Below are 11,770 nucleotides of genomic sequence, written 5' to 3' on the forward strand. Positions count from 1 at the left end.
ATTCTTGTAAAAAAATACCAAAGAAGTTATTTGATAATTATAGTATGCTAGCGTTTTTGTAGTAATGATTCTATACAATAATATGAAATATTCTACAAATTGTTTATTTCATTGCAAATATCTTTGTATGTGGGATTATTTGAATCTTAATATTTTTTTTCTTTTCAGGTAGCTCTTATATGTTTTTAGTTTTAAGGAATTAAAAATTATAAGTTAGATTTGGTAGAGTTTAGCTACCTGATTTAGAAAAAAATGAAGCTGATGTCAAAATATATATATTCCTCATAAACAGTTAGTAAGGTGATTATATCGTAATTGTTGTTAGAAATAAAATATACTTAATCATAATAATTTTTTCTAAATAAAATGTAATGGAGGTATTGAATAAAATGAAGAAAGGATTGGTTTATGACAATCAAAAATATTTTTCTAGGTTTTTGAAATATGAATTCGAACAAGAATTTGATTTTAATGTTTGTAGAAATTTTGATTATTTTGATCAAAAATTAAATGACTATTCTGTAATAATATTTGTAATCTATTCAGAAGATGAAATATTTGATTTCATTAGTGTATACAAAAAGGGAATCCCAGTAATTGTTTGTTCTTTCAACAAAATAATATTAGAAAAATTGAAAAAAATGGAAGATATTTCGGTTTTAGATACTTCAAGTTTAAGATCTGAATTAATAATTGAATTGCGTAATTTTTTCAATTTTTCAATACCTCAATATGTTCAGAAATAGAAAACATCTACATCATCTATTCCACATATAATATGTTGATATTTTTATAAAATTCATTGTAAATAAAAGCAATAAAAGCAAAAGTCCAAGACTAGAAATCTTGAGCTTTTGCTTTTTTGTTTTCTATTTATTTCAAAGTTGAAATTGTCTAGTGTTCTGATTTACAATTGTCTATTTCAGTATTGTCTTTCTTTATTTTATGTAAATAATATTTTACGAATATTCTTTTTTCAAGATCAATTTTTACAAAACATTTGATTTGTCCTGTTTTTGATTTAAAAGAACAATTTTTCATCTTGAATAATTTTAATATTTGCATATCAATATAAAAAATAACTAATAATTGCATTTTATATAATTTAAATTAATATTTATTATAAATGTGTTAATTATAGTCTAAATGTATTGTATAATAATTATAGTGTTAAAGTTGCAAATTTTTATATGGAGAAATTTGTAAAAAACGGGCTTAACCATATTTTGGTCTGTAATATCTAACTAAACAACAACCATTAAATTTTAACTAAAAAACCAAAAATTATGCAAAAAATAAATATTCATCATTTAATTGATAATGCAAAATTCAATAGATTTCATAGGATGGTATTATTCTGGAGTGCATTAATAATCATCTTTGATGGTTATGATTTAGTAATCTACGGTGTAGTCTTGCCTTTACTAATGGAAAAATGGAATTTAACTCCTCTTGAGGCAGGGACTTTAGGTAGTTATGCCCTTTTTGGGATGATGTTTGGAGCACTTATATTTGGAACACTTTCTGATAAAATTGGTAGAAAAAAAGCCATCATTATTTGTATTTTCTTATTTAGCGGATTTACTTTTGTAACTGGTTTTGCAGAAACACCATTGCAATTTGGAATTCTTCGCTTTCTTGCAGGTCTAGGAATTGGAGGGGTTATGCCTAATGTGGTCGCTTTAATGACGGAATATTCACCGAAAAAAATCAGAAGTACATTGGTAACAATTATGTTTAGTGGCTATTCTGTTGGAGGGATGCTTTCAGCAGGTCTGGGAATTGTATTGATTCCTAATTTTGGATGGCAATCTGTATTTTATGTTGGATTAGTACCTATTCTTTTAGTGCCCTTGATTATTAAATTTCTACCCGATTCGGTTGGATTTCTAGTAAAACAAGGTAGAATGGAGGAATCTGTAATCATACTTTCTAAGATTGACCCAACTTATATTCCTCAGAAAGGAGATGATTTAGAGATAGGTGGAGAAAAAATTAAAGGAGCTAGTGTTGCAAAATTATTTAAGCACAAACGTGCAGCGAGTACCATTATGTTTTGGATAGCTTTTTTCTGCTGTCTTCTGATGGTATACGGATTGAATTCTTGGTTGCCAAAATTAATGAATAAAGCGGGTTACGAATTAGGATCCAGTCTTACCTTCTTATTAGTACTCAATTTTGGAGCCATATTAGGAGCAGTTGGAGGCGGATGGCTAGGAGATAAATTCAACTTAAAAACTGTTTTGATTTCGTTTTTTGCTGTAGCTGCAATCTCTTTGAGTTTACTTGGTTTCAAAAATTCTACACTTGTTCTGTATATTTTGATAGCTATAGCAGGAGCAACAACCATTGGAACTCAAATATTATGTTATGCTTATGTAGCGCAATATTATCCAATAAATATTCGCTCTTCGGGAATTGGTTGGGCTTCAGGAATTGGTCGTATAGGTGCAATATTAGGACCAGTTTTGGGAGGAACATTGATGAGTTTAGAGATGCCTTTCGAGTATAATTTTGTTGCTTTTGCAGTTCCAGGAGCTATTGGAGCTTTAGCTGTTTGTTTTATTAGTGTAAAACATAGCCATGACAAAAAAACAGAATTAGAAAAATTACAGTTGGCAAAATTGCAAGCTATTGTTGCTGAAGAGTAAGCTATTAAAAAATCAATAAATCTTCAATAATTATAGATTTATAAAAAATAAAAAGTAAAGATGAATTTAAAAAATAGAATTGTGCTAAGTTGTTTATTACTCACAGCGGGTCTTGCATTTGCACAAGAAACTACTAAAGAAAAAGAGGGTCTTAATACTATTAAACCTGATAAAAAAGAGACTTTGTTTGATATTAAGTTTTCGGGTTTTATTAGACATGAAGCCGCTTTCGATTCGCGCCAAACTGTTGATGCAAGAGAAGGGAATCTATTGTTTTGGGGAAAAGATGTGAATTTAGATAAAAATGGGGCAGATATAAATAGCGCTTCAAAATTTCAAATGTTGTCTATTATTTCGAGAGTAGGTGTCAAAATAACTACTCCTGATGTTTTGAATGCAAAAGTTTCAGGTATTTTAGAAGGCGACTTTTTTGGAACTACTGAGGCAAATGCTTTTCGACTTAGACACGCTTATATCACATTAGACTGGAAAAATACTCAGTTAGGATTTGGTCAGTATTGGCATCCACTTACAAATGTTGATATGTTGCCAGGAGTCATTAACTTTAGTGGCGGCGCGCCTTATATGCCTTTCAATAGAAATCCTCAGATACGTTTGACGCAAAAATTGACAGATAAATTTAATCTTATTATTGCGGCCGTTTCACAAAGGGACTTGACATCGAATACGGCTCCATATATCAATAATTCATTTCCCGCAGGTCATATTCAGCTAAACTACAAAACTAAAAATGTTCTTTTGGGATTTGCTGGGCATTTCGAGCAAATTCGTCCTACTTTATCGGTTGGATCAGGTGCAAATCTTCTTGTTTCTGATGAAAGAATTAGTAGTAATACGTTTATGGCTTACGGACGTTTTGATACACCAAAGGTTCTTATTAAAGCAGAAGCTACTTTAGCACAAAATGGATCTTCATTTGCTATGCTTGGTGGTTATGTGGGTTATACACCAATAACTCCAGGTGTTGATCAATATTCTACGATAAATACACAGTCGTATTGGATTGATTTAACAGGAAAAACAAAAAAAATAGTTCCAGGTTTTTTTGCAGGATTTAGCCAAAATGATGGAGTTAAGAATCTCTTTTCAGGAGTTGCAAAAGCCTACGGTTTAGCAAATACAATAGGAGGAATTGCAGCATCAGGTAACACAACTCCAAGAACCATCAATTATATTTATAGATTGGCACCTAGAGTAGATGTTCCATTAAAAAACTTAAAATTTAGTTTGGAAACTGAGTATTCTCTTGCGCAATGGGGAAATGCAAATGCGGATGCAAAAGCATACTTGAATGAAAGTTTAGTGGCAAATTGGAGAATTCTATTTGCTACTACTTTAAGATTTTAATTTTTTTATTGGGTTTAGTTATTGAAAAATAACTAAACCCATTTTTTTGTAACTATCAAGGAAATTATGAAAGTTGTGATGTTATTGTAACCGACTTTCTAAATTGAATACTACTAGTTCGTCATTAAAAAAGTGCATTAGATTTAGTTTGTATTATTAAGGTATTATCTTTTCATTATAAAATATCACAAATGTTTTTCATTTTAGTTGAAAATACTAAAATACACTAAATCGATTTCGTTCTGTTTGTACTATCTTTGAAAGTTCCAAAAATATTTGAATTGCTACATGAGAAGTAAATTGTTTTTTAAGGGGATTTATGGGGATAACTCTATCGATATGGTAAGGGATATCATTCATATTACCCCAATGGAAACTACTGGTAAACGCCATGAATGGTATATTAAACCGCATGCTCATAGTGATCTTTTTCAAATTTTTGTTATCGAAAGTGGTTCTGTTGAACTATTACTTAATGACCAAAGCCAAATTGTAGATAGTGTTTCTTTTTTTTCCATTCCTAAAAATATCAGTCATGGTTTACGTATGCATCCTGATATGAGAGGTTGGGTGATTTCATTGTATGATAAGTCGCTGGAAAACATGTTAAAATTAGATTCAGATATTATCAATAAAATGGACGAAATTCATATTTCAAAACTGTCTGAAGATGATAAATTAATAGGTGATACTTTTCTTACAATCCATAAATGTATAGACGAATATTATTCTGATTTGCCAGGAAAACAACATGCCTTGCAATATCTAGTAGGAATGATGTTATTGCGTTTGTATCGGGTTTCAGTAACTTCATCGGCTGTCAATGTTTCGGACAATAAGAACAAAATTTACTACAGACGTTTTGTTCAGTTAATAAAGGAAATGAAATCTTTTAAAGTTGGTGTCGAAGAATATGCTACTCGTTTAAACATTTCTAGTGGACATCTCAATAGAATTTGTAAAGATGTTTCTGGCTTATCGCCAAAAGATGTTGTAATTAATTTTTTTATTGACGAAGCCAAAATTTACCTCCGTAATTTCGAAATGTCTATTGCAGAAATCTCATATGAATTAGATATTGAGGATCCAGCATATTTTACCCGCTTATTTAAAAAAAGAACCGAACTCACTCCTAAAGAGTTCAGAAGCCAATTAGGCAGAAAGTAATTCTATTTTATTCTAAAATGTAGCATTCGTTATAATTATGCGATTATTACAATTTTTGTTTTTATCCAATTTCTTAAAAAAAGAATCAAACTTTATTTTTTTAACCTACTGTATTAGTTTTCAATTATTTTTGAAACTATAACAAAGATGATTTATCAGTTTGTTTTTTTTCTATTTGTTTGATTTGTCTCATTAATAGCAAATTAATCCAATTTTTGACCCTGTCTTTAGCTATAAATTTGTCACAATCAAACAGTAAGTGAGTGCTCAGTTTTTTATGAGTGAGTACTCACTACTTGAGAGAAAAATAAATTTATACGCGAAGAAATGAATTATCCTATTATTGAAAAAATTGAGGCCATTCTGATTGATTTGCCAACAATTCGTCCGCATCATCTTTCGATGACGGTGATGAAAAAACAAACTATGGTCATCATACGTCTTTTTTGTAGTGATGGAATAGAAGGTATTGGAGAAGCAACCACCATCGGAGGACTGAGTTATGGCGAAGAATCGCCGGAAAGTATGAAACTCAATATCGACACTTATTTTTCGCCTTTATTAGTAGGACAAGATGCGACGAATATTCACAAAGCCATGTTTTGGATTGAGAAAAATATTCAAGGCAATCAAATTGCAAAATCAGGAATAGAAACTGCATTATTGGATGCACACGGAAAACGATTAGGAGTTTCTATAGCCACATTATTAGGAGGAGCTATAACAGATACTTTACCTGTTTTATGGACTTTAGCGAGTGGTAATACTCAGAAAGATATTGACGAAGCGGAACATTTATTGGCTATTGGAAGACACAATATTTTCAAATTAAAAATTGGCTGGCAAGCTCCTGAAATTGCCATTGCGCATGTTGCGGCTATCAAAAAGGCTTTGGGAAATCGTGCCAAAGTAACGGTTGACGTAAATCAGGCTTGGGATGAAAGTACTGCTAAACAAAGTATTGCTAAACTACAAGAGGCTGGGATTGACTTAATTGAACAACCTATAGTTAAAGAAAATTTTGATGGATTGGCTCGTTTGACAAAAATGTTTAAAGTACCTATCATGGCTGATGAAGCTTTGAATGACATAACCGATGCTTACAAATTAGCCAAAATTAGAGCAGCAGATGTTTTTGCTTTGAAAATTGGAAAATCAGGAGGTTTACATAATGTTTTGAAAGTGGCCACCATTGCGGAAGCTGCCGATATCAGTTTGTATGGAGGGACTTTATTAGAAGGTACAATTGGATCAGTGGCTTCGGCTCATGCTTTTAGTACCTTAAAGACAATGTCTTGGGGAACAGAACTTTTCGGTCCATTATTACTTACGGATGATATTGTAAAAACATCCATCGAATTTTCAAATGCATCGATGAAAATCCCACAAGGACCAGGTTTAGGTTTAGAATTAGATTTAGATAAACTCAATAAATACAAACGTAAATAAATAAAGATATGTTATTCCACGTAGAAATGACCGTTAAAATTCCTCATGATTTAGATGTGAATTTAGTAAACGAATTAAAAGCAAAAGAAAAAGCAATGGCTCAAGATCTTCAACGCAGCGGAAAATGGGTAGACTTATGGAGAATTGTAGGAAAGTTTTCGAACATCAGCATTTTCAAAGTCGAAAGTCCAGCAGAATTACACGACATCTTGAGCAATTTACCACTTTTCCCTTTTATGGAAATCGAAGTGAAATCCTTATGCAAACACTATTCTTCTATTAAAGAAGGGGAATTGTAAGCCTTTTAAACAACCAAAAAAAACGATAAAACTTAATCTTAAAAAATTAAAATTATGACTAGAGCACAAATTGATACTTTACTACAAAAAATAGAAAGTACAGAACAAGTAGGTGGTGGAAATGACAGAATTAAAGCAATTGTGAACAGAATCAATCGTGATTTGTTTTATGCAATAGAAGATTTAGATATTCAACCAGAAGAAATATGGAAAGCTGTAAACTTCCTTACACAAGCAGGGGTTAACGGAGAATATGGTTTAATCGCTGCAGGAATGGGAATTGAGCATTTTTTAGACTTACGTATGGACGAAGAGGAAGAAAGAGCGGGAATTTCAGGAGGTACGCCAAGAACAATTGAAGGACCACTTTATGTAGCTGGAGCACCAAAATCTGTTGGTTTCGCCCGTTTGGATGATGGAACTGAAGTAGAAGAAGGGAAAGTTTTCTTTATGCAAGGACAAGTTGTAGATGGAAATAATAACCCAATTCCTGGAGCTATTGTAGAGGTTTGGCATGCTAACTTAAAAGGGAATTATTCTTATTTTGACCAAACTCAATCTGATTTTAACTTGCGTAGAACTATTGAAACTGATGAAAATGGGAACTACCAATTCCGCAGTATTCTTCCTTCTGGATATGCGTGTCCTCCAGGAGGTTCAACGGATGTATTGTTAACATCAATCGGTCGTCATGGAAATCGTCCGTCTCATGTTCATTTCTTTGTTTCTGCTCCAGGCTTCAGAAAACTGACTACTCAAATTAATTTTGAAGGCGATCCATACTTATGGGATGATTTTGCTTTTGCTACTCGACCAGGTTTAGTTCCTGATCAAGTTGATATTACTGATGCTGAAAAAATCAAAGAGAAAGGTTTAACTAAGCCTTATTCCTCAATCGATTTCGGATTCACTTTACACAGTGAAATAGAAGGATTACATGATGCCGAAGTAGAACGATTAAGAGCTGAATCTGTAGTATAATTATAACTGAGACGGTCTGTTACCTTCCTTTTTAGAAACTTTTTGGACTTGTAGAATCCCCGTGAGAATAAAAAATCGAATCGATTAATTGCTATTCTCATGGTGGTTTTACACCAAAAAAAGCAATCTCATAAAGAACTTATTCTAACTACTAAACAACACAACAATGGATAAATTAAATAAAGAATATGTTGATAGCCTACTGGAAAAGAATGTAGCAGAAGGTCTCTATCGTCATAACAGAGAATCATTTACTAATCCGGAACTTTTCGAATTAGAAATGAAATATATTTTCGAAAGTAATTGGGTGTATTTGGCGCATGAAAGTCAAATAACAGAAACAAATGATTATTTCACCACACATATTGGAAGACAACCCATATTTATAGCACGAAATAAAGAGGGTGAGTTGAATGCTTTTATCAATGCTTGCAGCCACAGAGGAGCACAGCTTTGTCGTTATAAAAAAGGAAATAAATCAACCTACACTTGTCCTTTTCATGGCTGGACTTTTAATAATTCGGGAAAATTATTAAAAGTAAAAGATGTAAAAGGAGCTGGATATCCAGAACAATTCAATACGGAAGGGTCGCATGATTTGAAAAAAGTAGCACGATTTGAATCGTACAAAGGATTTTTATTTGGCAGCTTAAATCCAGATTCGTCATCATTAGAAGATTATTTGGGTGAAACCAAAAAGATTATTGATCAAATGGTCGATCAAGCGGAATTTGGATTAGAAGTAGTAAAAGGAAGTTCAACGTATACTTATGATGCCAACTGGAAAATGCAGATGGAAAACGGTGCAGACGGATATCACGTAAGTTCGGTACACTGGAATTATGTTGCAACAATGGGAAACCGAAAGGAAGAGGGGACAAAAGCGGTTGACCCTAACGGATGGTCAAAAAGTATAGGTGGTGTTTATGGGTTTGATAACGGTCACATTTTACTTTGGACTAAAATGCTGAATCCAGAAGTGCGACCACTTTACAGCCAATTAGACAGATTGAATTCGGAATTGGGAGAAGAAAGAACCAATTTTATTGTAAACGAAACGCGCAACTTGGCAATTTATCCTAATGTGTATTTGATGGATCAATTTTCGACACAAATTCGTGTATGTCGTCCTATTTCAGTGGATAAAACCGAAGTGACGATTTACTGTATTGCACCCAAAAATGAAGCTACCGAATCCCGCGCATTACGTCTTCGCCAATACGAAGATTTTTTCAACGTGACTGGTATGGGAACTCCTGATGATTTAGAAGAATTCAGGTCGTGTCAAGAAAGTTATTTGGCGAAAGCAATGCCTTGGAATGATGTGAGTCGTGGTGCGGAACATTGGATTTACGGACCTGACGAACATGCAACGGCTATGGGAATAAACCCAAAATTAAGTGGAATCAGAACCGAAGATGAAGGATTGTTCTTGATGCAACACCATTATTGGTCAGATACCTTGAAAGCGGGTTTGGAAAAAGAGGAATTGATTAACCAAGAAAATAATTTGTAAGATGACAAATTTCGAAAAAATACAAGCTTTTGTGTATCAAGAAGCAAGACATTTAGATGATAAACAATGGGATGAATGGCTTCAATTGTATGATGAAAACGTACAATTCTGGATGCCATCTTGGGATGATGAAGATAATTTGACAACAAATTTCGAAACTGAAATCTCATTAATTTATTATCCAAACAGAAATGGATTGGAAGATCGTGTTTTTAGAATTAGAACCGAACGTTCCAGTGCAACTTTGCCAGATACCAGAACCAATCATGTGATTTCAAATATTGAAATTCTGGAGGAAAATGAAACCGAAGTGCAACTACGTTTTAACTGGAACACCTTCAGTTTTCGATACAATACCTTGGATCAGTTTTTTGGAGTTTCTTTTTATACTTTAAAAAAAACTACCGATTCATTTTTAATTTCTAATAAAAAAGTCATCCTGAAAAACGATTATATCCGTCAGGTTCTTGACATCTATCATATTTAATACAGACAGTAATGGCAAAAATAGCATTAAACTTTGAGGACGGAATTACCCGATTTATGGATAGTTTGCCCAACGAAACCGTAGCAGAAACTGCTTATCGTGTGGGAATAAATATTCCGTTGGATTGTGCCGATGGCGCATGTGGTACTTGTAAATGTAAAATGAGATCAGGTAACTTCGACGCAGGAGATTATATCGAAGAAGCTTTGTCAGATGAAGAAGCTGCAGCAGGTTTTGCCCTTGCTTGTCAAGCAAGACCTCAATCGGATTTGGTTGTGGATATTTTGGCTAGTTCAATAGCTTGCAAAGTGAAATCTTCAGCAATAGCTACAGAAATTACAGCATTAAACCGACTATCTTCAGAAATCTATCAATTAAAATTGCAAGCTTCAGATGATAGTTCATTTGAATTTCTTCCGGGGCAATATGTAAATATTGAAGTACCAGGAACTTCGTATACCAGATCGTATTCGTACAGTTCACAACCCGGAACTAATGAAGCGGAATTTTTAATCAAATTGGTGCCAGGAGGATTAATGAGTACGTATTTGAAAGATCAGGCAGCCGTTGGCGGAAGCTTAAATATAGTAACACCTATTGGTAGTTTTTATCTGAGAGAAGTCCAACGCGAATTGATTTTTATTGCTGGAGGTACAGGAATTGCGCCTTTTATGTCAATGCTAGAAAAACTAAAAGCAGATAAAAACACTACTCCAATTCACTTGTTTTACGGAGCAACGACATCAGAAAACGTGGTAGAACTGGAACGATTGAAAGCCTTTAGCGAAATAATGCCTTTGAAAATATTTACATGTACCTCTGACGAACAAGCTGAAGGTCACGATAAAGGATTCGTCACTCAATGGATTAATAAAGAAATTCTTGGTGAAACAACCTATGATATCTATATCTGTGGACCAAATATGATGGTGGAAGCGGTAAAAAATACGCTTGACAAAGAAGCAATCAATCATGTTAATTTCTACATGGAGAAATTTGTTCCAACGGGACAAGAAAGTGTTAAAGTATAATTTAGTAAAGGATAAAAATGATTCATCCCAATAGATTTTTAGGAAAAGTGGTACTTGTTACAGGAGCTGCTCAAGGAATAGGAAAAACAGTTGCTTTACAACTTTTGAACGAAGGTGCTTCGGTAGTATTAATTGACCGTTCTCCGATAGTAAATGAAATAGTTTTGCAATTGGTTGAAGACCAAAAAAACAAAGCACTTCCTGTTGTGGCTGATTTAGAACAATTTCAAGGTTTCCAATCAGTTGTAGCGCAAGGAATCGAAAAATTTGGAAGAATTGATATTTTGATTAACAATGTGGGAGGAACCATTTGGATGAAACCTTTTGCAACTTATGAAGAAGATCAGATTGAAAAAGAAATTCGCCGCTCTCTTTTTCCGACACTTTGGGGATGCCGTGCTGTACTTCCGGCGATGTTAGAACAAAAAGGAGGTGTGATAGTAAATGTTTCTTCAGTGGCTACTCGAGGAATCAATAGAGTTCCTTATGCTGCCGCAAAAGGAGGAGTCAACGCACTTACTGCAGCTATGGCTTTTGAATACGCAGAACAAAATATTAGAGTGAATGCTGTTGCACCTGGTGGAACCGAAGCTCCGGAACGTTTGATTCCACGTAATGAAACACCAGATTCTCCGCAAGAAAAAATGTGGAAACAAGAAGTTGTTGGCCAAACTGTTTCGTCAAGTTTAATGAAACGCTACGGAACTATTGAAGAACAAACCTCGGCCATACTTTTTCTAGCTTCAGATGAAGCTTCTTATATCACAGGAATTACAATCCCAGTTGCTGGGGGCGATTTAGGGTAACCAAAAAACAATAAA

Annotated in this window: 11 protein-coding genes; all 11 read left to right on the forward strand. The window is 33.5% G+C overall.

The window, feature by feature from the left end:
- The first annotated feature begins 371 nt into the window (after positions 1-371).
- The 11 genes from C8C88_RS11160 to benD all read left to right on the forward strand — a co-directional run bounded on the left by C8C88_RS11160 (position 372) and on the right by benD (position 11,755).
- The gene (locus tag C8C88_RS11160) at positions 372-746 is read left to right on the forward strand and encodes a hypothetical protein (protein WP_121338197.1); all 375 of its coding nucleotides are present in this window, start codon (positions 372-374) and stop codon (positions 744-746) included.
- Positions 747-1,286: 540 nt separating this feature from the next.
- Positions 1,287-2,651 carry an aromatic acid/H+ symport family MFS transporter gene (locus tag C8C88_RS11170; RefSeq protein WP_121338199.1) on the forward strand — a complete coding sequence of 455 codons (1,365 nt, stop codon included), beginning with the start codon at positions 1,287-1,289 and terminating at the stop codon, positions 2,649-2,651.
- A gap of 60 nt (positions 2,652-2,711) precedes the next feature.
- Positions 2,712-4,019 carry a hypothetical protein gene (locus tag C8C88_RS11175; RefSeq protein ID WP_121338200.1) on the forward strand — a complete coding sequence of 436 codons (1,308 nt, stop codon included), beginning with the start codon at positions 2,712-2,714 and terminating at the stop codon, positions 4,017-4,019.
- 288 nt (positions 4,020-4,307) lie between these two features.
- Positions 4,308-5,186 carry an AraC family transcriptional regulator gene (locus C8C88_RS11180; RefSeq protein ID WP_121338201.1) on the forward strand — a complete coding sequence of 293 codons (879 nt, stop codon included), beginning with the start codon at positions 4,308-4,310 and terminating at the stop codon, positions 5,184-5,186.
- 327 nt (positions 5,187-5,513) lie between these two features.
- The gene (locus tag C8C88_RS11185; protein ID WP_121338202.1) at positions 5,514-6,635 is read left to right on the forward strand and encodes a muconate/chloromuconate family cycloisomerase; all 1,122 of its coding nucleotides are present in this window, start codon (positions 5,514-5,516) and stop codon (positions 6,633-6,635) included.
- A gap of 8 nt (positions 6,636-6,643) precedes the next feature.
- Positions 6,644-6,934 carry a muconolactone Delta-isomerase gene (catC, locus tag C8C88_RS11190; RefSeq protein WP_121338203.1) on the forward strand — a complete coding sequence of 97 codons (291 nt, stop codon included), beginning with the start codon at positions 6,644-6,646 and terminating at the stop codon, positions 6,932-6,934.
- Between the two features lie 54 nt (positions 6,935-6,988).
- Positions 6,989-7,915 (forward strand): catechol 1,2-dioxygenase, encoded by a 927-nt coding sequence (catA, locus tag C8C88_RS11195; protein ID WP_121338204.1) that lies wholly within the window; start codon positions 6,989-6,991, stop codon positions 7,913-7,915.
- A 166-nt stretch (positions 7,916-8,081) separates the two neighbouring features.
- Positions 8,082-9,431, forward strand: coding sequence for a Rieske 2Fe-2S domain-containing protein (locus C8C88_RS11200; RefSeq protein WP_121338205.1), 1,350 nt, complete (start codon positions 8,082-8,084; stop codon positions 9,429-9,431).
- A gap of 1 nt (position 9,432) precedes the next feature.
- Complete coding sequence (gene benB, locus C8C88_RS11205; RefSeq protein ID WP_121338206.1) at positions 9,433-9,918, forward strand: benzoate 1,2-dioxygenase small subunit; 486 nt, start codon at positions 9,433-9,435, stop codon at positions 9,916-9,918.
- A gap of 11 nt (positions 9,919-9,929) precedes the next feature.
- Positions 9,930-10,949, forward strand: a complete 1,020-nt coding sequence (benC, locus tag C8C88_RS11210) for a benzoate 1,2-dioxygenase electron transfer component BenC (RefSeq protein WP_121338207.1) — start codon at positions 9,930-9,932, stop codon at positions 10,947-10,949.
- A gap of 17 nt (positions 10,950-10,966) precedes the next feature.
- The gene (benD, locus tag C8C88_RS11215) at positions 10,967-11,755 is read left to right on the forward strand and encodes a benzoate diol dehydrogenase BenD (RefSeq protein WP_121338208.1); all 789 of its coding nucleotides are present in this window, start codon (positions 10,967-10,969) and stop codon (positions 11,753-11,755) included.
- Positions 11,756-11,770: the final 15 nt, after the last annotated feature.

Source organism: Flavobacterium sp. 123 (assembly GCF_003634825.1).
Classification (GTDB): domain Bacteria; phylum Bacteroidota; class Bacteroidia; order Flavobacteriales; family Flavobacteriaceae; genus Flavobacterium.